Here is a 20192-nt window from a genome sequence, read left to right as displayed (position 1 = left end):
TCAACGAAAAACGCCGCACAAGGCGGCGTCGAGCACGTGGTTGGAGCGGAGCATGCCATCTGCGGTTCAAGCAGTTCCATCGCGCCGCCTTGATTCACCGGGTGGGGACCGCCACTCTATGCCGCCACGGGGGCGCGAATTACTTCGCCTGCCCCACCAATTCCTAGATCGCGAGTATACATGAGCGCCTCTTCTGCCAGCCCCGCCAAGCATTCCCGCCTGTTGATCCTGGGCTCCGGCCCGGCCGGCTGGACCGCCGCGGTCTACGCCGCCCGCGCCAATCTCAAGCCGGTGGTCATCACCGGGCTGCAGCAAGGCGGCCAACTGATGACCACCACCGAGGTGGACAACTGGCCGGGCGACCCCCACGGCCTGATGGGTCCGGACCTGATGAGCCGCATGCAGGCGCATGCCGAGCGCTTCGAGACCGAGGTCATCTTCGACCATATCCACACGGCAGATCTGTCGCAGCGTCCGTTCCGGCTGATCGGCGACGGGGCCGAGTACACCTGCGACGCACTCATCATCGCCACCGGCGCTACCGCCAAGTACCTGGGCATCCCCACCGAAGAAGCCTTCAAGGGGCGTGGCGTCTCCGCCTGCGCCACCTGCGACGGCTTCTTCTACAAGGACCAGGACGTGGTGGTGGTCGGCGGCGGCAACACCGCGGTCGAAGAGGCGCTGTACCTGTCCAACATTGCCCGCAAGGTCTACCTGGTGCATCGCCGCGATACGCTGCGCGCAGAGAAAATCATGCAGGACAAGCTGTTCGCCAAAGTGGCCGCCGGCAAGATCGAGACCGTCTGGCACCATGCCATCGACGAGGTACTGGGCAACGATGCCGGGGTTACCGGCGTCCGAGTGAAGTCCACCATCGACGGAAGCACCCGCGACATCGATGCGCATGGTTTCTTCGTGGCGATCGGCCATCACCCGAACACGCAGTTGTTCGATGGCCAGTTGGCAATGAACAACGGCTACCTGGAAATCCGCTCCGGCCTGAACGGCGCCGCGACCGAGACCTCGGTGGCCGGCGTGTTCGCCGCCGGCGACGTGGCCGACCAGCATTACCGCCAGGCCATCACCTCGGCCGGCTTCGGCTGCATGGCCGCGCTGGATGCCGAGCGTTATCTCGACAAGAGCGCCTGAGATGGCGCCTGATTGCCGGCCGCGCCACGCGGCCAGCATCGCCAAGGGGCTGCCCGCATGGGCATAACCGCACGCTGGTGTCGCCAGCTGGACGAGTTGCCGGCCGGCGCCTGGGATGCGCTGCACGATGGCACGCATCCCTTTATCAGCTACGCATTTCTGCAAGGCCTTGAACGTGAGGGTTGCCTGCGCCCGGATTGGGGATGGAACCCGCTGCACCTGACCTTGTGGGAGGGTGACACTCTGGTCGCCGCGGCTCCCGGCTACCTCAAGAACAACTCGCACGGCGAGTTCGTCTTCGACCATGCCTGGGCGCATGCGTACGCGCGCTATGGCCAGGACTACTTCCCCAAATGGCTGTGTGGGGTGCCCTACTCGCCCGTCACCGGCCCGCGCCTGCTCGGTGCGCCCACGTGGCGCGGCCACCTGCTGAAGGCGATGCGCGAGCTGGTGGAGCGCAGCGGACTGTCGTCGGCGCATGTGAACTTTTACCCCGCTGGTGAAGACGCCGCCTTCGATGCCGACTGGCTGGAACGCAACGACCTGCAGTACCACTGGCACAACGCCAGCGGCTGGGGCGACTTCGAGACGTTCCTGTCGGCGATGGATCACAAGCACCGCAAGAACATTCGCCAGGAACGCGCCAAGGTGCAGCGCGCCGGCGTGCAACTGCGCGTGGTGCACGGTGATGAGGCCAGCGATGCGGAGCTGGCCGCGATGTACGGCTTTTATCTCAAGACCTTCAACGAGTACGGCAACTCGCCCGCGCTGACGCCGCAGTTCCTGCAGCACCTGGCCACGGCCATGCCGCGCCAACTGGTGATGTTCCTGGCCGACCTCGATGGGCAACCCATCGCCGGTGCACTCTGCCTGCGCGGGCAGCACACTTTGTACGGCCGCTACTGGGGCGGTGAAGCCCTGCCCGGCCTGCATTTCGAGACCTGTTATTACCAGGGCATCGAATATTGCCTGCGCGAAGGCCTGGTCTGCTTCGAACCTGGCGCACAAGGCCAGCACAAGATCGCGCGCGGCTTTCTGCCGACGCTGGTGCGCAGCCGCCACTGGATTGCCGATCCGGGCTTTCGCGAGCCGCTGGCGGACTGGTGCGCGCAAGAGCGGGCCGAGGTCGAGCAGCACGCCGCCGCCCTGCTGCGCCATTCGCCGTTCCGCCAAGGGTGATCGCCCTGCGGCGGCTTCTCCACCCATCCCGGGCCGATACATCGCACCGCCGCCGCACAAATCCAGGCACCGCCTGACGTGGCAGGCCTCTGCGCCGTTGCGCGAGACCCGTTCATCAGTCCTCATCGTAGCCCTCGCAGGCCGCGCATTTGCCGTGCCTGGTACCCGATCATTCCGCACTTGCGGACGCTACCGCAGAATATGCTAGCGTTGACTATTGATTCGGGCATGTCGCCCGCACCGGAATCGGCCCATGAAGCAAACGGTGTTGGTCACCGGCGGTAGTGGCTATGTCGCCTGCCGGCTGGTGAAGCAGTTGCTGGAAGCGGGCGACACCGTGCACGCCACCGTGCGCAGCCTGCACGATTCGCCCAAGCTGCGGCCTTTACGGCAGCTGCAGGCGGACCACCCGGACCGATTGCGGTTGTTCGAAGCAGACCTGCTGGTACCCGGCTCCTTCGCCGACGCGATGCAGGGCTGCTCTGTGGTGCATCACGTCGCCTCGCCGTTCCTGATGCCGGAAAAGATCAAGAACGGCCGCACCCAACTGCTGGAACCCGCGCTGCAAGGCGTCAGGAACGTGCTGACCAAGGTGAACGCGACTTCCAGCGTCGAGCGGGTGGTGCTCACGTCCACCATCGGCGCGATCTTCGGCGACTACCGCGACGTGCTGGACATGCCCGGGCAAACGCTGTCGGAAGCCTTCTTCAACACCACCAGCAGCCTCGATCACAATCCCTACCACTACTCCAAGGTGGTCGCCGAGCAGGAGGCGTGGGCCATGTCCCGTGCGCAGCAGCGCTGGGACCTGGTCTGCATCAACCCCGGCCTGGTGCTCGGTCCGTCCCCGGCCGCAGGCTCGGATTCGGGCAGCCTGTTCCTGCTCGACGAACTGATGCGCGGCCTGTTCTTCTATGGCGTGCCGGACCTGAGCTTTGCCACGGTGGACGTGCGTGAAGTTGCCAACGCACACATCGCCGCGGCCAAGCGACCCAGCGCGCACGGCCGCTACATCGTCGCCTCGGCACAGATGATCTCGTTCCTGGAAATCGCGCGGTTCCTGCGCAAGGTCCACCGCCGCCCTTACCTGTTGCCGCGTCTGCAGATTCCCGGTTTGGCGTTGCGGCTGCTCGGCCCCTTCTTCGGGCTGAGCCCGAAGTACATTCGCAACCATCTCGGCATCCGCTTCGGCCTGGACAACCGGCGCTCGCGCCAGGAGTTGGGCGTGGACTACCGTCCGGTCGAGCAGACCTTGCACGCGCACTACGCCAGCTGGGAACGGCAGCGACGGGCCTGAGCCGGCTGGGTGCTCCGCAAGCGCACCTGTACCATCGCCGGAACCGAACCAGGCACCTGCCCATGCCCTTTGCCGCTCCATTTCCATGCATGCGTGGCGCGCCGTGGCGATCCGGCCGGTGGCCGGCGTGATGACGCCCTTTCGTCGTCCCACCGTGTTGGGCACTTCCGCCTCGGCCCCATTCCCGCCTGCCGAGGCCGCCCTGACCGATCCCGACGGACTGCTTGCCGTTGGCGGAGATCTGTCGCCCCAGCGCCTGCTCAACGCGTACGCGCACGGCATTTTCCCGTGGTATTCGGAGGGCCAACCGATCCTGTGGTGGAGCCCGGATCCGCGCATGGTCTTTCGCACTGACGGCGTGCGCCTGTCCTCTCGCTTCAAGCGCCAGCTTCGCGCAAGCACCTGGACGGTTCGCGCCGATACCGCCTTCGAACAGGTGATCGACGCCTGTGCTGCGAGTCCGCGCCCTGGCCAGGACGGCACCTGGATCACCGCGGAAATGCAGCAGGCCTATATCGCCTTGCACCGTCTCGGCCACGCGCATTCGATCGAGGTGTTCGACGGCGCGCGCCTGGTTGGCGGGATCTACGGCGTCGCGATCGGCCGGATGTTTTTTGGCGAAAGCATGTTCAGCGGGGAAAGCGGCGGCTCCAAGGTGGCACTAGCCGCCTTGGCCGCCAATCTGCATGGCCGAGGGTGGCCACTGATCGATGCGCAGGTGGAAAATCCGCACCTGCTGAGCCTGGGCGCCGAACGCTTGCCGCGCGCTGACTTTTTGCACCAGGTGCAACGCCAGGTTGCCCTGACGGAACCGCCGGGTAGTTGGTCTGCGCGTTACGGCGAACACGCCGCCAGCGAGCTGCGTGAGACCCGCTTAACATAAAATTTGCACCGCGGGGAGATGGCGCGTAAAATGCCGTCCCTTACGGCCCTGCCGGGCCAGCCGTGACTGCACAGGATTACATGTCGAAAGACGACTCCATTGAATTCGAAGGCAGCGTCAGCGAGACGCTTCCCAACACCACGTTCCGGGTCAAGCTGGAGAACGGGCATGAAATCATCGCCCACATCTCCGGACGTATGCGCAAGAACTACATCCGCATCCTGACCGGCGACCGGGTCAAAGTTGAGATGACTCCCTACGACCTGACCAAGGGTCGTATTACCTACCGCATGAAGTAAGCGGTTTTGGTACCGAGACGCGAGGCGGCCATTGGCCGCTTTTTGTCGTGCCCGCAATTCGAGCGCGCAGTGCAAGGCAGTCACCGAAACGCACTGCCCTGCTCCGCACCGGCGGCTGGGCGACTTGCCGGCAGCGTAGAAACGCATCACCCAGCAGCCATCCCCGCCAAGCGTGCCGTCGTCAGGGTGCGTGATCGCGATGCGCGCTGAAGACGTAAAAAAGCCGCTCTTTCGAGCGGCTTTTCCTTGACTGCCAAACAACCTTACAACGATCAATCCACCGTCGCGGGCAGCAGGCGTTCGGGTTCCGGATGCGCCTCGACCACCAGTTCGCCATCCTTGACATCGATGCTGACCCGGCCACCGTCCACCAGCTTGCCGAACAGCAGTTCGTCGGCGAGCGGGCGCTTGATCTTCTCCTGGATCACCCGCGACATCGGCCGCGCACCCATCAGCGGATCGAAGCCATGCTGGGCCAGCCAGTCGCGCGCGGTCGGGGTGGCCGACAGGGAGACGTGCTTTTCCTGCAACAGCATTTCCAGTTCGATGATGAACTTGTCCACCACCCGCAGGATGTGGTCGAACGCCAGGGGCTGGAACTGCACGATCGCATCCAGACGGTTGCGGAATTCGGGCGTGAAACCGCGACGGATCGACTCCATCGCATCGGTGGAATGATCCTGCTTGGTAAAACCGATCGACCGACGCGATGCCTGCGTGGCGCCGGCATTGGTCGTCATCACCAAAATCACGTTCTTGAAGTTGGCCTCGCGCCCGTTGGTGTCGGTCAGAATGCCGCGGTCCATGACCTGCAACAGGATGTTGAAGATGTCCGGATGCGCCTTCTCCACTTCGTCCAGCAGCAGCACGCAGTGCGGTGTCTTGACGATCTTTTCGGTCAACAAGCCACCCTGATCGAAACCGACGTAGCCCGGGGGCGCGCCGATGAGACGGCTGATCGAGTGCGCTTCCATGTACTCGGACATGTCGAAACGCACCAGCTCGATCCCCAGCTGCAGCGCGAGCTGCTTGGTGACCTCGGTCTTGCCGACACCGGTAGGGCCGGCGAACAGGAAGTTGCCGATCGGCTTTTCCGGATTGGCCAGGCCCGAGCGCGCCAGCTTGATCGAACCGGCCAGCGTCTCGATCGCCGGGTTCTGCCCGAAGATCACCATCTTCAGGTTGCGCTCCAGGTGCTGCAGCACGTCCTTGTCGGTCGCGCTGACCTGCTTGGCCGGAATGCGCGCCATCTTGGCGACGATGGTCTCGATCTCTTCGATATCGATCAGTTCCTTGCGCTTGCCTTCCGGCAGCAGACGCTGACGCGCACCAGCCTCGTCGATCACGTCGATCGCCTTGTCCGGCAGCAAACGGTCGCCGATATGCTTCACCGACAGGTCGACGGCGGCCTGTAGCGCGTCATCGGCGTAGGTCACGCCGTGATGCGCCTCGTACTTGGGCTTGAGGCCCTGCAGGATTTCGAAGGTCTCGCCCACGGTCGGCTCGACGATATCGATCTTCTGGAACCGACGCGCCAGCGCACGGTCCTTCTCGAAAATGCCGCGATATTCCTGGAACGTGGTCGAGCCGATGCAGCGCAGCTCGCCCGACGACAGCGCCGGCTTGATCAGATTGGAGGCATCCATGGTGCCGCCCGACGCCGATCCGGCACCGATGATCGTGTGGATCTCGTCGATGAACAGCACCGCATTCGGCACCTTCTTCAACGCAGCCAGCACGCCCTTGAGACGCTTTTCGAAATCGCCGCGGTACTTGGTGCCGGCCACCAGGGCGCCCAGATCCAGCGAGTAGATCACCGCATCGGCGAGCACTTCCGGCACGTCGTTGTCGACGATGCGCTTGGCCAAGCCCTCGGCGATCGCGGTCTTGCCAACGCCGGCCTCGCCCACGTACAGCGGGTTGTTCTTGCGCCGACGGCACAGGACCTGGATTGTGCGCTCGATCTCATCGCTACGGCCGACCAGCGGGTCGATCTTGCCGTTGCGTGCCTGATCGTTGAGATTGGTGGCGAACTCGGCCAGGGCGTCGCCCTTGGCTTCGCCCTCGCCGCCTTCGCTCTTGGACTCGCCGTCCGGCGCGGACGGCTGCTCGCCGTCCTCACCCAGCTTGGCGATGCCGTGCGAGAGATAATTGACGATATCGAGGCGGGTGATGTCCTGTTGGTTCAGGAAGTACACCGCATGCGAGTCCTTCTCGCCGAAGATCGCGACCAGCACGTTGGCGCCGGTAACTTCCTTCTTGCCCGAGGACTGTACGTGGTAGACCGCGCGCTGCAACACCCGCTGGAATCCCAGGGTGGGCTGCGTGTCGCGCCCGTCGTCCTCGGCCAGGCGCGAGACCGAGGCCTCGATCGCCTGTTCCAGGTCATTGTGCAGGCGCACCTGGTCTGCCCCACAGGCCTTGAGCACGGCCTGGGCGGAAGGGTTGTCCAGCAGCGAGAGCAGCAGGTGCTCGACGGTCATGAACTCATGACGCGCCTCGCGTGCTCGCTTGTAGCACTGGCCGATGGTTTGCTCTAGGTCTTTGCTGAACATTGGTAACTCCGAACGGCTGTTGCCAACAATATGCGGCTTTTGTTGGGATTTTCCACAACCCTATCGGATAGGCATGTTCAGACAGCGTTAGCACGTGATCGCAGCCACACTGTTGCGCTGCTGGAATGACCTGCCGGGCGCCTCAGGCCTGTTCCATCGTGCACAGCAGCGGGTGCTGGTTCATGCGCGAAAACTCGTTGACCTGGGCCACTTTCGACTCTGCAACCTCTCGGCTGTAGACCCCGCACACGCCGCGTCCGCGGGTGTGGACGTGCAACATGATCTGGGTGGCCTGCTCCAGATTCAGGTTGAAAAACTGCTCCAGGACGGTCACCACGAAGTCCATCGGGGTGTAGTCGTCGTTCAGCAACAGCACCTGGTAGCGCGGCGGTGGCGCCACTTCGGGCTTGCTGGCTTCGACCATCAGGCCGTGGTCGTGTTCGTGTGAGGTATTCCGAGGCATCCGGCCATTATACGGTTCAACCTTGCACGCATTGGACGATTTACGCTGCGCCCCGCACAATTTGTCTCCAATTCCCTGGCTGGCCCTTGATGACCGATCCCATGACCGCGCAGCTGCTGGCGCCGTCGTCGACCGCAGATGCCCCGATGCGCACCGCACACGATGGCGCAACCATGCCGGGGTGGCACCGCGATGCCGGCCCCGCCGCGCAAGCGGCGCACAGGTGGTCGACCGCGTTGGAGCAGATTCGATGAGTACGCCAGAGCAACGCTGGCATCCCGATGTGACCGTGGCCACCGTCGTGGCGCGCGATGGACGCTTTTTGCAGGTGGAAGAAGCCATCGGCGGCCGCCTGCTGTTGAACCAGCCTGCCGGGCATCTGGAGCCGAACGAAAGCCTGCTGGATGCGGCCGTGCGCGAAACCCTCGAGGAGACTGGCTGGGACGTGCGCCTGACCCAGTTCATCGGTACCTACCAATGGGTTGCCCCCAACGGACAGTGCTTTTTGCGCTTTGCATTCGTTGCCGATGCGCTAGCCCATCACTCCGAACGCAGCCTCGACACCGGCGTGGTGCGCGCGCTGTGGATGACCCCGGAGGAACTGCGCGCCTCCACCGAGCGCCTGCGCAGCCCACTGGTGTGGGAGGTGGTTGCCGACTACCTGGCAGGGCAGCGCTATCCGCTCTCCCTGGTGCGGCACGTCGCATGAGTACGCCACGGATTGTGGTGGGTGTGTCCGGCGGCGTGGATTCGTCGGTGGCGGCGTGGAAGCTGGCGCAGCAAGGCGAGCCGATCGCGGGACTGTTCATGCAGAACTGGGCCGACGACGGCAGCGGCGATTGCCGCGCCGAAGACGACCGCCGCGATGCCGTGGCGGTGTGCGGCGTGCTGGGCATCCCGTTTCATTTTCGCGATTTCTCCGGCGAATACTGGAGCGGCGTGTTCGCGCATTTCCTGGCCGAATATGCGGCCGGACGCACGCCCAACCCAGACGTGTTGTGCAACCGCGAAGTGAAGTTCAAGCATTTTCTGGATGCAGCACAGGCGCTGGGTGCCGAGCGCATCGCCACCGGCCATTACGCGCAGGTGGCGCATCGCGGCGGGCGGTGGCGGCTGCTGCGTGGCGCCGACCGCGGCAAGGACCAGAGTTATTTCCTGCATCAGCTGGGGCAGGCGCAGTTGGCCGCCACCCTGTTCCCGATCGGCGACCTGGAAAAAAGCACGTTGCGCCGGATTGCCCAGGATGCCGGCTTGCCGACCCATGCCAAGAAGGATTCCACCGGCATCTGCTTCATCGGCGAACGCGATTTCCGCGAGTTTCTGGGCCGCTACCTGCCCGCGCGCGCCGGCGAGATCCGCGACCCGCAGGGGCAGCGCATCACCGAGCATCCGGGGGTGTTCTATTTCACCCTGGGCCAGCGCGAAGGGCTGAACATCGGCGGCGTGCGCGGGCGGGCGGCGGCGCCGTGGTATGTGGTCGGCAAGGATGTGGCGAACAATGTGCTGTATGTGGACCAGGACCGCGACAGCCCGCTGCTGCAATCGCGCTGGCTGCAGTCCGAACAAGCCCACTGGGTGACCGGGGCGCCGCCGGCACGCCGGTTCACCTGCACTGCGCAGACGCGCTACCGTCAGCCCGACGAGCCCTGCACGGTGGAGGTGCAGGACGATGGCAGCGTGCAGGTGCGCTTCGAACGGCCGCAACGGGCGGTGACGCCGGGGCAGTCGCTGGTGCTGTACGACGGGCAGGAGTGCCTGGGCGGCGCGGTCATCGCCGCCACCGACGCACCGCTGGAACGCCAGTTGGCGGGATCTTCTTTTTCCTCTGAGGTAGTGGCTTGATGAGTGTTTCCATGGATCACCGTGTGCTGGCGCTTGCCGGCGTCGCTCAGGCCCTGCAACAGGTGCGGCGGATCGCCGAGACCGGGCATTCGGAAGCGGCGACGGTGCGTACCGCCATGGACAGCGTGTTCCGGGTGGACGCCGCCTCGCCAGAGGCCGTGTACGGCTCGGCAGCGGCGCTGGCGCCTGGCCTGCGCCTGCTGCACAACTACTTCCGCAACCAAGGCCAGGACGAAGTGCTGCCGCGCCTGGCGCTGGCCGTGCTGCAGCTGGAGCGCCGGTTCGTGCGCGATGCCAGCACCGTCGCCACTGTCGCCAGCGGAATCGACGCGGCAGCGCGCCAGGCCCAGCAGCTGGGCGACAGCAGCCACCCCGATGTGTTGAGCTCGCTCGGCGGGCTGTACGCACAGACCATCAGCCACTTGCGGCCCAAGGTCATGGTCCAAGGCAACCCGCACTACCTGGGCCAGGCCGGCGTGGTCGCGGAGATCCGCGCGCTGTTGCTGGCAGCAGTGCGCTCGGCGGTGCTGTGGCGGCAGATGGGCGGCAGCCTGTGGGATTTCCTGTTCGCCAAGCGCGCGATGATCGAAGCGGTGGACCGCGCGTTGCGCTAAATGGCGCGAAAAAGCCGCCTGCATCTGCACGCTAGCGGCCGCTGACGCGCGCCAACGGCGGTTGAATGGGCCAGGCGATGTGGCGATCGTCGCTAAAGACAACGGGGGCAGTGCCGATACAGCAACCGTGACTCTGCCGAGAACGCCCATGTATTCACGTCCACTCATCCGTCTAGCCGCTCCTTTGGCTCTGACCTTGCTGTTCCCCTTCGCTGTCGGATTCGACTGGCCCGCTTCGGTGCGCTGGGCGATCCTGGCGACCATGACCCTCAGTTGGTTGGGTTTCGCTGCCTGGGTGACGTATTCCCAGTTCCGGCCTAATCCGGACCAGGCCCGCATCCTGCGCGAGCAGGACCAACTGCTCAACGAACTGCGCACGTTCGTCAGCAACGAAGTCGACGGTTCGCGCTCGGAAGTCGAGCGTGCCCGCGAACTGATCCGCCAGGCCGTGTCCGGCCTGGGTGGCAGCTTCGAAGCGATGAATCGCAAATCGCGTCAGCAAAGCCAGGCACTGGCCCGCATCGTCGACCGTGCCGGTGACGATGGCAGCGCCGGCGTCGACGTCGCCCGCTTCGCCCAGCACGCCAGCTCCCGCATGGAGCAGTTGGTGGAAGCGCTGGAACAGGTGAGCGGCCAAAGCACCAATACCGTCCATCACATCGACGAGATGGCGCAGCATCTGGATGGCATCTTCGCGCTGCTGGAAGACGTCAAGTCGATTGCCGACCAGACCAACCTGCTGGCCTTGAACGCCGCCATCGAGGCAGCGCGTGCCGGTGAAGCCGGTCGCGGCTTCGCCGTGGTTGCCGACGAGGTGCGCAACCTGTCCGAGCGTTCCACCACCTTCAACGAGCAGATCCGCAAGCTGGCACACAGCTCCAAGGAATCGATCGCCAAGGTGCGTGAAACGGTCTCGCAGCTGGCCTCGCGCCACATGGACCGCTCCCGCGAGGCGCGCCATGAATCGGCCGCCATGCTGGAGAACGTCGCCCAGATCAACGCCTCGTTGGGCGATGGCATGCGCGAGATCTCCGAATGCGCACGCTCGATCGATGGCAGCGTGGCCGAAGCGGTGCGTGCCCTGCAGTTCGAGGACATCGCCACGCAGACGCTGAGCGGTATCCACACCCACCTGGATCGCCTGACCGCGATCAACCGCGAAGCGGTCGCGCTGCAGGAACTGCTGCATCGCAATGGCGGCGTGTACGACAGCGACCTGGTCGCCGCGCTGGCCAAGGTGTCCAACCGCCTTCGCGACATGCGCGTGGAGTGGGAGCGCCCGCCGCACAAGCCGGTGGCGCAGCAAGGCATGGGTGCCGGCACGGTCGAGTTGTTCTAAGACCGATGCCGCCACGCAGCTGCTGATTCCGACATTCCCCGGCCTTCCGGGGATTTGTCGTTCCGTTACGACCTGGTGTTCCGCCCATGACGCTTGTTGCCCCGACCATCGATGCCCCTACCGCCGCACTGCAGGCCGCTGCATTGGCAGCCGCACAAGCCGAGCGCATCGCGCAAAGCGATGCAGCCAGGCCTGCATTGCGGCGCGTCCGCATGCCGGCCGCGCTGGAACGGCTGGAACACAGCGCACGCGCGGAGCTGCTGGCCCTGATCAACCCGCGCCGTGCATGCAGCGAAGAAGAACTGCTGTTTGCAACCGTGGCCTGGGATCTCGGTCTGGATGGTGCCGCGGTCAGCGGATCGGCGCGGTAAGCCCAGCGCCGCACAGCGGGGCATGCCTCGGCAGGCGCTCCGCCGTGTTGTTTGAACTGCCCGATCTCAGCTTTCTGAGCCGTCCACTGCTTTCGCTGCTCCCGGGAGCGCTGATGCCGTGCGCACGCGCTCCTTGTCCCCCTGCCCGGCCGAGACGCGCTCACACCGGCGGTGGTTTGTCAGGTCTGGCCAAGGCCTCTACCATCCACCTCTCCTCCTGAGCCCGTCACCAACCCGGGCGATCAGCATGCTGCCTTCTTCGGACTGAGCGCTGGATGTCATGAAAATCCGTTGCCTGGCGTTGTGTGCGGCAGCCTTTTCTCACTCGGCCACTGCGGCAGATGACAAGGTGTATCTCGAATTTCTCTGGGATGCCCGCCCACCTCATTCGATTGCCCGCCAGCAAACCATCCAGTTTTTGACCGATGGTCAGCACACTCACCAGGTGTGTGTCGCGACCAATCTCGCCGAGACCGATGTAGGTGGGTTGGTAGTGAAGGCCTTCGATGCCTCCGGGCAGGAAGTGTCGAGCCACCAGTACCCCGACTACCGTGGCGTCAAGCACTGTTACGATGCCGATCTGGGCCAGGGAGGCAAGCCTGGCCTATGGACGTTTCGCGCTAGCACAGGAGATGGGCGCACGGGGGAAGAGACGCTGCAGGTCCATGCCAGGCCGGCAGACTCACCCCTGTCGAATGATCCAGGAACACCGTATGTCGTCGGCCGCCCGAACTATGACGCAGCGATCCCGCCGGCCGGGTGGCATGGCCGCCTTATCTGGGAAATGCAGGTCAATCCGCAAGGCACGGTGACCGGGGTCACCGTGGTGACAGCGGAAGGCGTTGGCTTGAAACTTCGCAGCCGTGCGATCGCGGCCGGCTATCTGTCGCTTTTCTTCCCTGATCAACGGCGAGCGCGCACACCGCTGCTCTGGAGGCGCGAGCTGTTGTTCGAACCGGAATGACCGGTACGATGTCGATTGATCACACTGCATCAGTCGATGCTTACCGGGTGAAACGGCTACGCCGGCAGTCATGCATGCACGTACGGGACAACAGCCCTGGTTCTTCGTCGCGCCATCGAGCCATTCTGGATCCGTTCGGAGGATGCTCCAATCGCTTCCGGGGAGATCGATAACATCCCGCATTGATTCATTAGGCGATGCGTCTGGACCGGACTGTGCCCCTGTCCAGCAACGACCCCATCGAGGTGTCTGCAGCAGAAAGTGCCAATGCCCCCTGGATGAGCAGGCGCGATCCGCGCCGCTTGCGATGCACGTGCTGGACATCACGTAGGGATTTGGCTCAGATCGCCAGCAACAGGCAAGCAGCAAAGCTGTCGCCTGTCCTCGTACCGCAGCGGAGCGGCACAGAGCCGATCACATCACTGGGTGATCGTGCGCGACGCCACATATGCGCAGCAAGCAGGTCAGCGGCTTAGTTGGCAATCACCAGCCGTGCGCCCAACCGCATGCCGGCGTCGGCTTCGCGCAACCACTGCGCCATGTCGCGCGGCGACAGTGGGCGTGAGTAGAAGTAACCCTGGATTTCGTCGCAGCCCTGCTGGCGCAGCAGTGCATCTTCCTGCACGGTTTCCACGCCTTCTGCGACCACCTGCATGCCCAGGGCATGCCCCAGATGGACGATGGCCTGGGTGACTTCGGCCGTGTTGGCGTCGTCGAGCATGCCTTGCACGAAGCTTCGGTCGATCTTCAGACGCTGTACCGGGAACCGGTTGAGGTAATGCAGGTTCGAGAAGCCGGTGCCGAAGTCGTCCACCGCCAGCAGCACGCCGTTCTGTTCGAACAATTCGAAGCAGCGGCGTAGCGAATCGGAGTCGCGAATCAAGGCAGATTCGGTCAGCTCCAGCTCCAGGCGCGAAGGCGACCAGCCATTGTCGCGGCAGATTTCCAGCACGCGCTCGGCAAAGCCGCGTTCGCGCAATTGCACCGCAGACACATTCACCGCAACGCGGCTGAAATGCAGCCCGGCCCGATCCCAGACCACGGCCTGACGACACGCTTCGCCGATGACCCACTCGCCCAGACGCACGATTTCGCCACATTCTTCGGCAATCGGGATGAATTCGACCGGGCTGCAGGGTCCATGGCCAGGGCGATTCCAGCGCATCAGCGCTTCGATCGCCGGCGATGCATCGTCCACGGTGTTGACCAGCGGCTGGTAGACCAGCGTGAATTCTTCGCGCTCGAGCGCGCCTTGCAGCGCATGCTCCAGCTCCAGGCGGCGCTGCGCGCGCAGCAGCACGTCCTGGCTGTAGTAATGGTAGGTATTGCGCCCGGACTCCTTGGCTGCGTACATCGCCGCGTCGGCGGCACGCAACAGGCTGTCGAAATCCGACAGCCCTTCGCCCTGCAGCGCGATGCCGATGCTGGCGCCGAGCTTGAGGGTGACGTGCTCCTTGCGCAGCGGCTCGCCGAGCGCAGCAATCAATTTGCGCGCCACGTGGCCGGCATCTTCGGGCTCGGACATATCGCGCAGCAGCACGATGAATTCGTCGTCGCTGAAGCGGCCGAACAGGTCGCTATTACGCAGATGTTGATGCAGGCGCGACGAGGCCAGCTTGAGCAGGTTGTCGCCGGTGGCGTGGCCGAACGAATCGTTGATGCTCTTGAAGCCATCCAGATCGATCAGCAGCATTGCCAACGTCTGGCCGCGCTCGCTCGCTTCGCGAATGGCGTTTTCTGCCTGCTCGCGCAACAAGAAGCGGTTCGGCAAACCGGTCAGACGGTCGTAGTGGGCAAGCAGCTCGATGCGCTCGTTGGCTTCGCGCTCGCGGGTGATATCGCGGAACAAGGCAACAAACCGCGGCGGCAAGCCCTCACGACGATCCAGTTCGATCAGCACCTGCACCCAGACACGCTGGCCGGAGTTGCGATAGAAACACAGCTCCAGCTGCTCGGGCAGGCCGCCATCGGAGATACGCAGCAGCGCCGCCTCGAAAGCGTCGCGCGAATCCTGCGTATACAGCGACAGCGCCTGCTCCAGGGTGATGTTTTCCTTGCGCAGGCCGTGAATGCGATAGCACTCCTCGGTCCATTGCATGCGCCGGGTGTCGACCTCGATCTCGCAGCCGCCGATCTTGCCCAACGCGGACACGCGATTGAGCAGCTCGGTGCGCCAACGGATCAGCGCGTCGGTCTGGCGTTGTTCGGTGACGTTCTGCAGCTGGCCAAGCACGCGCACCATGCTGCCGTCGCCATCGAACACCGGCTGTGCCCACACGCGCAGATGATGCGGGTTGGCACCGAGCAGGCCGTTGATTTCCATCTCGAAGTGCACCGGCATGCCTTCGTGTTTGATCTTGCGCCAGGCGCTGCGCAGTTGCGCAACCGAAGGCCCAGCCAGCAGGCGCAGGATGTCGCGGATGCCTTGCAGACGAACCTGGGTCATGCCGAGTTGTTGCAGGAAATCCTGCGACACCCACAGCGCATCGTGATGCGAATCCCAGCTCCAGCTTCCCATGCTGGCAATGCGCTGGGCTTCTTCGAGCTGCGCCTGCTGATCGCGCAGCTGCTGCTCGAGCAATTTGTGATGGTGCACGTCGGTATGCGTGCCGACCATGCGCAACGGACGTCCGTCGGCAGTGCGCGATACCACGCGGCCGCGATCCAGGATCCAGCGCCACTGGCCGTCGTGCTGGCGTAGCCGAAATTCGGCCACATAGGTATCGGTGCGGCCTTCCAGATGCGCCTGCACCGCCGCGCTGACATGCGCATGGTCTTCCGGATGAATCAGCCCGGACAAGGCAGTGAGATTGTTCGGCAGCGGCTGCTCGGAATAACCGAGCATGCGCGTCCAGCGCTCGGAGCGATACACCACATCGGCCGGAATATCCCAATCCCACAAGCCATGATCGGCGCTGTCCAGGCCTATCTCCCAGCGACTGGTGCCATCGGCACCCTTGGGCTCGGGAATGCTCAGGGTGAATGCCATGATCTGGCCGTGCTCGTCGCAGACCGCACGCAGCCAGCCCTCCAGCCGCCCGCCGCCGGTGCCTGGCAATACGCAGGGCGCCATGCCCCCGCTTTCGGCCAGTTGGGCACGGCTGCTTTCCAACACATCGGCGTATGCGCCGAGGGTTGCCGGCAACCCGAGGGATTGCGCAACGCGGTTGGCCGCCAGGGGCTGGCCATGCGCATCCAACAACACCACCGCCGAGGTCAGCGGGTGCTGCAGCATGCTTGCAATGACGCCTGAGTCCACTCTGGAACACTCCGAAGAATCGACCCCGGCCTTCGGAGTCGCAATGGATAACGGCCGTGCCGGCCAATAGTTGAGCCACCTGTTGCGAGCTGGACCGAACCGGCCCGAGTTACGGCTAAGATGGCCGCATCGCCAGCACTCAAGGTCGTCCGCGGATCCATGCAACAGCCCGTCGCCGCGCCCGCATTTTCGTCTGCCCCCGTCTCCCGCCTCCGTCTGGCCGAGCGCCTGCAGCAAGGCTTGTGGACACTGACCGGCCTGTACCTGTTGGTTGGCGTGATCTGGCTGCTGCTGGGCAACCGGCTGCTCAACCTGGCCGGCGCCGCCATGCCGGAGCGCTGGTCGGACGCGAGCTTTCTGGTGCTGTCCAGCATCGTCATCCACCTGGTGCTGCGCCGCTTTACCGGCTTGATCGTGGACGAGTACGCCCAGCTGGCGCAGTCCGAGGCGTTGCTGCAAGCCAAATTCCTGGCATTGCCCAGCCCGGCCTTCATTTACGACCTGGCCACCATGCGCATCCTCGACGCCAATCCGGCGGCGCTGGAATTCTTCGGCTGGGAGCGCGACGAGTTCCTGCAGCAGACGCTGCAGGCGATCTGGCCCAATGCCGATGGCGAGCGGCTGGAAGAGATCATTGCGCAGATCCGTGGCAAGGGGGATGCCACCTGCGTGTTGAACGAAGACCTGATGACGCGCAGCGGCCCGCGGCATGTCGAGGTGCGCAGCAACCAGCTGCATCTGGCCAGCGGCCCTGCCCGCCTGGTCGTCACCGTGGACCGCAGCGAAGAGCGCCGGGCGCAGGATCTGCGCGACGAGGCGCTCGAACGCCTGGAAGAGGCGCAGAGCATCGCGCGGCTGGGCTCCTGGCAACTGGATCGCACCACCGGCCTGGGGCGCTATTCGCCGGCGGTCTACCGCCTTCTGGGGCGCAGCGTGCCGATGCACCGTCGTGAGCATCGGCTGGAAGAATTGCTGACCGCCTCCGACAGCGCGACCCAGGTGCGCATCGAACGCATGATCGAAGACATGTGTACCGGTGGCGAGGTGCAGATCGATGTGCTGCTGCCGCTGACCGGTGGCGATTCGCAACCGCGCACGGTGCATCTGCGCGCCGAAAGCGTGACCAGTCCCAGCGGCGTGCGCCATGTGCACGGCACCTTGCAGGACGTGAGCGAACGCGAGCAATCGCGCCGGCTGCTGCGCGAACGCGAGGAGCAGTTTCGCGAACTGGTGCGCGTGCTGCCCGACGGTGTGCTGATTCTCGCCGACGAGCATGTGATGTACGCCAACGCGGCCGGCTCGGCCCAGTTCGGCTTCCATGGCGAAACCATCCTGGGCGAACCACTGCAGACCCTGGTGGGCGACAACGACCTGCCGGTGGTGCGCGAATACCTGCGCGCAGGCAGCGATCGCAATGAGCCGGTCTCCAGCGCACGCGCCATGCGTCGTCGCGACGGCAGCACCTTCTACGCAGGTCTGTCGGCCGGCGACATCCGCTACGGCGGACGCAGCTGCAAGTTGCTGGTGGTGCGCGATCTGAGCGAACCCGAGCGCATGCGCGATGCCCTGGCCGAGAGCAATGCCGAACTGCAGGCGATGGCCAAACGTCTGTTTTCGTTGCAGGAAGATGAGCGGCGTGCCATCTCGCGCGACCTGCATGACGACATCGGGCAAGCGATCACTGCGATGAAGTTGTCTGCGCACGCAGCCCTGGATGAGCCGGACGCGGACGCGCGCCGCGAGGACTTGCTGGAAGTCGTGTCGCTGGCCGACACCACGGTGACCAAGCTGCGCAATCTGTCGATGCTGTTGCGCCCGCCACAACTCGATGCCCTGGGCCTGGAGGCAGCGCTGCGTTGGCAGGCATCGATGCTGTTCCGCGCCTCGCAGGTTCGGCTGGAGCTCGATATTCAGGCACTCGAGGAACGGCCGGGCAACGAGATCGAACAGGCCTGCTTCCGGATCGCGCAGGAAAGCCTGACCAATGCGTTGCGGCACGCCTGCGCCGGCGAAGTGCACCTGCGTCTGCATTCGATCGATGGCGACAGTTTCCGCCTGGAAGTCAGCGACGACGGCGATGGGTTCGAGCCGGAGGGTCCGCGTGGGCTGGGACTGATCGTGATGCGTGAGCGTGCGCAAACCGTCGGCGGCACGCTCGCGATAGAATCAGCCCCCGGAGCAGGCACGCGCGTGACGTTGCGCCTGCCCTATCACCCGGTCGGCGAGTCCGTCCACGACGATGGTGGACGTTGAGTCATGTGGAGTCCCGTAATCCCGCCCGGACTGGAAATCGTCAAGCCCACCCGGCTTGGCGCGGGCAACCCCGAATTGCTGCACCTGGTGGATGCGGCCGCGTCCGGCGGCCCGCCGCTGATGATCTTCCACGTCGATATCGATCACTTCGCCTCGATCAACGAGAACATGAGTGGCGAGGTCGGCGACCAGGCGCTGACGCTGGCAGCGCGCAGGCTGCAGGAATTTCTCGGCACGCGCGGCAAGCTGTGGCGCCACGGCAGCGATGAAATGGTGGTTGTGGCGGTGCGCCGCGACGACACGCCCCTGCCGGAAGATTTTGCCGAGGAAATCCGCCAGCAACTGGAACTGCCGCTGTCGGTGCTGCCGTATACCTTGTTCATGACCGGCAAGGTCGGCATCAGCCTGTGTCCGGAACACTCCACCTCATTGTCCACGCTGCTGGATTACGCCGAAGAAGCCAGCTACCAGGCCGCGCGCGAAGGCGGCAACACGGTGCGGCTGTACACGCGCAACTCGGCCACCAACGCGCACAGCGAAAGCATCATTGCGCGGCAGATCGTCGATGCGATTCCGCACGGCGAATTGCGTCTGCGCTACCAGCCGCTGGTGAGTGCGCGCGACGGCCGCATCGTGGGCATGGAAGCGCTGCTGCGCTGGCAATCCCCCACCCTGGGCATGCTGGTGCCGGAACGCTTCATGCGTACCGCCGAGCGCCTGGGCGTGATCGTGCAGATCGGCGAATGGGTATTGCAGAACGCAGTGCGCCAGGCGCGGCTGTGGCGAGACCAGGGTTTCGACGATTTCAGCATTGCAGTGAATGTTTCCACGCTGCAGCTGCTGCGCCCGGGCTTCTTCAACGAAGTGATGGCGATGCTGCAGACCGCCGGTGTGCCGGCGCAGTTCGTCACGCTGGAGATCAACGAAAGCGCGCTGACCAACAACGTCAATTTCGTCCACGAGACGATGGCCAATCTGCGCAACGAAGGCATCAGCCTGAGCCTGGACAACTTCGGCACCGGCGATTCCAGCCTGAGCGCGTTGGTGCGCTACCCGGTGGACCGGCTCAAGATCGACCGCAGCTTCATCAAGAGCGCACCGGCCGGCAGCCGCGAGGCGGCGATTGCGCGTGCCATCATCGCCATGGGCCACCAGCTCGGCATGACGGTGATTGCCAACGGCGTCGAATCGCAGGCGCAGCTGGGCTTTTTGCGCCGCAACGATTGCGACATCTTCCAGGGCTACCTGTTCGGCGAGCCGATGTCGGCCGAGTCGGCCGGCATGGCACTGCGTCGCCGCTACCTGCGCCCGGAATCATTTGCCGAAAGCCGCCCCGACCGCACGCTCTTGCTGCTGGACGACGAAGAAAACGTGCTGCGTTCGCTTGTGCGGCTGTTCCGCCGCGACGGTTACCGCATCCTGGCAGCCGGCAACGTGCGCGACGCCTTCGACCTGCTCGCCACCAACGATGTGCAGGTGATCCTGTCGGACCAGCGCATGAGCGACATGAGCGGCACCGAGTTCCTGGGCCGGGTCAAGATGCTCTACCCGGACACGGTGCGTCTGGTGCTCTCCGGCTACACCGACCTGGCCACCGTCACCGAGGCCATCAACCGCGGCGCGATCTACCGTTTCCTGACCAAGCCCTGGAACGACGACGAGCTGCGCGAGCACATTCGCCAGGCATTCCGCACGCATGATGAGTTGCGTAATGGCCGGGAATAG

16 protein-coding genes are annotated in these 20192 nt (G+C 64.7%); 13 read left to right on the top strand and 3 right to left on the bottom strand.

All coding sequences use genetic code 11. The features are described 5' to 3' along the window. Nucleotides 1-180 precede the first annotated feature (180 nt). From trxB to infA, 5 genes are all read left to right on the top strand, one after another. The gene (gene trxB / locus ACCQ16_RS10210) at nt 181-1149 is read left to right on the top strand and encodes a thioredoxin-disulfide reductase (protein WP_014090139.1); all 969 of its coding nucleotides are present in this window, start codon (nt 181-183) and stop codon (nt 1147-1149) included. A 57-nt stretch (nt 1150-1206) separates the two neighbouring features. Further along, a complete protein-coding gene (locus tag ACCQ16_RS10205; protein ID WP_277573102.1) occupies nt 1207-2328 on the top strand; it encodes a GNAT family N-acetyltransferase in 1122 nt (373 codons plus the stop codon). Nucleotides 2329-2581: 253 nt separating this feature from the next. Further along, nucleotides 2582-3625 (top strand): NAD-dependent epimerase/dehydratase family protein, encoded by a 1044-nt coding sequence (locus ACCQ16_RS10200; protein WP_277573103.1) that lies wholly within the window; start codon nt 2582-2584, stop codon nt 3623-3625. 130 nt (nt 3626-3755) lie between these two features. Further along, complete coding sequence (gene aat / locus ACCQ16_RS10195) at nt 3756-4508, top strand: leucyl/phenylalanyl-tRNA--protein transferase (RefSeq protein WP_277573146.1); 753 nt, start codon at nt 3756-3758, stop codon at nt 4506-4508. Nucleotides 4509-4588: 80 nt separating this feature from the next. Beyond that, nucleotides 4589-4807, top strand: coding sequence for a translation initiation factor IF-1 (gene infA / locus ACCQ16_RS10190; RefSeq protein ID WP_002813418.1), 219 nt, complete (start codon nt 4589-4591; stop codon nt 4805-4807). A 272-nt stretch (nt 4808-5079) separates the two neighbouring features. Here infA and clpA read toward each other — a convergent pair whose 3' ends face one another. Both clpA and clpS read right to left on the bottom strand, forming a co-directional pair. After that, nucleotides 5080-7362 (bottom strand): ATP-dependent Clp protease ATP-binding subunit ClpA, encoded by a 2283-nt coding sequence (gene clpA / locus ACCQ16_RS10185; RefSeq protein ID WP_008575777.1) that lies wholly within the window; start codon nt 7360-7362, stop codon nt 5080-5082. 142 nt (nt 7363-7504) lie between these two features. Continuing rightward, entirely contained in the window at nt 7505-7825 is a 321-nt protein-coding gene (gene clpS, locus ACCQ16_RS10180) for an ATP-dependent Clp protease adapter ClpS (protein WP_005914463.1), read from the bottom strand. Between the two features lie 250 nt (nt 7826-8075). Here clpS and ACCQ16_RS10175 point away from each other — a divergent pair, with 250 nt between their 5' ends. From ACCQ16_RS10175 to ACCQ16_RS10150, 6 genes are all read left to right on the top strand, one after another. Further along, nucleotides 8076-8534: an NUDIX hydrolase gene (locus tag ACCQ16_RS10175; RefSeq protein ID WP_277573104.1), complete on the top strand. Its 459-nt coding sequence runs from the start codon at nt 8076-8078 to the stop codon at nt 8532-8534. Next, nucleotides 8531-9667 (top strand): tRNA 2-thiouridine(34) synthase MnmA, encoded by a 1137-nt coding sequence (mnmA, locus tag ACCQ16_RS10170; protein WP_277573105.1) that lies wholly within the window; start codon nt 8531-8533, stop codon nt 9665-9667. The genes ACCQ16_RS10175 and mnmA overlap by 4 nt, the downstream gene beginning before the upstream one ends. Further along, entirely contained in the window at nt 9667-10281 is a 615-nt protein-coding gene (gene hflD, locus ACCQ16_RS10165) for a high frequency lysogenization protein HflD (protein WP_029819372.1), read from the top strand. The genes mnmA and hflD overlap by 1 nt, the downstream gene beginning before the upstream one ends. A gap of 61 nt (nt 10282-10342) precedes the next feature. Continuing rightward, the gene (locus ACCQ16_RS10160) at nt 10343-11620 is read left to right on the top strand and encodes a methyl-accepting chemotaxis protein (protein ID WP_014090132.1); all 1278 of its coding nucleotides are present in this window, start codon (nt 10343-10345) and stop codon (nt 11618-11620) included. 86 nt (nt 11621-11706) lie between these two features. Beyond that, a complete protein-coding gene (locus ACCQ16_RS10155; RefSeq protein ID WP_011347295.1) occupies nt 11707-11991 on the top strand; it encodes a hypothetical protein in 285 nt (94 codons plus the stop codon). Nucleotides 11992-12271: 280 nt separating this feature from the next. Then, the gene (locus ACCQ16_RS10150) at nt 12272-12955 is read left to right on the top strand and encodes a hypothetical protein (protein WP_277573106.1); all 684 of its coding nucleotides are present in this window, start codon (nt 12272-12274) and stop codon (nt 12953-12955) included. A 472-nt stretch (nt 12956-13427) separates the two neighbouring features. Here ACCQ16_RS10150 and ACCQ16_RS10145 read toward each other — a convergent pair whose 3' ends face one another. Next, on the bottom strand, nt 13428-16214 hold the full coding sequence (locus tag ACCQ16_RS10145) for a sensor domain-containing protein (RefSeq protein WP_014090130.1): 2787 nt from the start codon (nt 16212-16214) through the stop codon (nt 13428-13430). A gap of 120 nt (nt 16215-16334) precedes the next feature. Here ACCQ16_RS10145 and ACCQ16_RS10140 point away from each other — a divergent pair, with 120 nt between their 5' ends. Together ACCQ16_RS10140 and ACCQ16_RS10135 are read left to right on the top strand one after the other, a co-directional pair. Then, complete coding sequence (locus ACCQ16_RS10140; protein WP_277573107.1) at nt 16335-18467, top strand: sensor histidine kinase; 2133 nt, start codon at nt 16335-16337, stop codon at nt 18465-18467. A gap of 3 nt (nt 18468-18470) precedes the next feature. Then, a complete protein-coding gene (locus tag ACCQ16_RS10135) occupies nt 18471-20192 on the top strand; it encodes an EAL domain-containing protein (RefSeq protein ID WP_008575790.1) in 1722 nt (573 codons plus the stop codon).

This window comes from Xanthomonas sp. NCPPB 1062 (assembly GCF_041481705.2).
Lineage (GTDB): Bacteria > Pseudomonadota > Gammaproteobacteria > Xanthomonadales > Xanthomonadaceae > Xanthomonas > Xanthomonas euvesicatoria.
Note: the sequence above shows the minus strand (reverse complement) of the source record. Positions and strands in the feature narration are given on the sequence as shown.

Coding starts and splice junctions, on each gene's coding strand:
- trxB (WP_014090139.1), top strand. CDS start 181: ATGAGCGCCTCTTCTGCCAGCCCCGCCAAGCATTCCCGCCTGTTGATC.
- ACCQ16_RS10205 (WP_277573102.1), top strand. CDS start 1,207: ATGGGCATAACCGCACGCTGGTGTCGCCAGCTGGACGAGTTGCCGGCC.
- ACCQ16_RS10200 (WP_277573103.1), top strand. CDS start 2,582: ATGAAGCAAACGGTGTTGGTCACCGGCGGTAGTGGCTATGTCGCCTGC.
- aat (WP_277573146.1), top strand. CDS start 3,756: ATGACGCCCTTTCGTCGTCCCACCGTGTTGGGCACTTCCGCCTCGGCC.
- infA (WP_002813418.1), top strand. CDS start 4,589: ATGTCGAAAGACGACTCCATTGAATTCGAAGGCAGCGTCAGCGAGACG.
- clpA (WP_008575777.1), bottom strand. CDS start 7,362: ATGTTCAGCAAAGACCTAGAGCAAACCATCGGCCAGTGCTACAAGCGA.
- clpS (WP_005914463.1), bottom strand. CDS start 7,825: ATGCCTCGGAATACCTCACACGAACACGACCACGGCCTGATGGTCGAA.
- ACCQ16_RS10175 (WP_277573104.1), top strand. CDS start 8,076: ATGAGTACGCCAGAGCAACGCTGGCATCCCGATGTGACCGTGGCCACC.
- mnmA (WP_277573105.1), top strand. CDS start 8,531: ATGAGTACGCCACGGATTGTGGTGGGTGTGTCCGGCGGCGTGGATTCG.
- hflD (WP_029819372.1), top strand. CDS start 9,667: ATGAGTGTTTCCATGGATCACCGTGTGCTGGCGCTTGCCGGCGTCGCT.
- ACCQ16_RS10155 (WP_011347295.1), top strand. CDS start 11,707: ATGACGCTTGTTGCCCCGACCATCGATGCCCCTACCGCCGCACTGCAG.
- ACCQ16_RS10150 (WP_277573106.1), top strand. CDS start 12,272: ATGAAAATCCGTTGCCTGGCGTTGTGTGCGGCAGCCTTTTCTCACTCG.
- ACCQ16_RS10140 (WP_277573107.1), top strand. CDS start 16,335: ATGGCCGCATCGCCAGCACTCAAGGTCGTCCGCGGATCCATGCAACAG.
- ACCQ16_RS10135 (WP_008575790.1), top strand. CDS start 18,471: ATGTGGAGTCCCGTAATCCCGCCCGGACTGGAAATCGTCAAGCCCACC.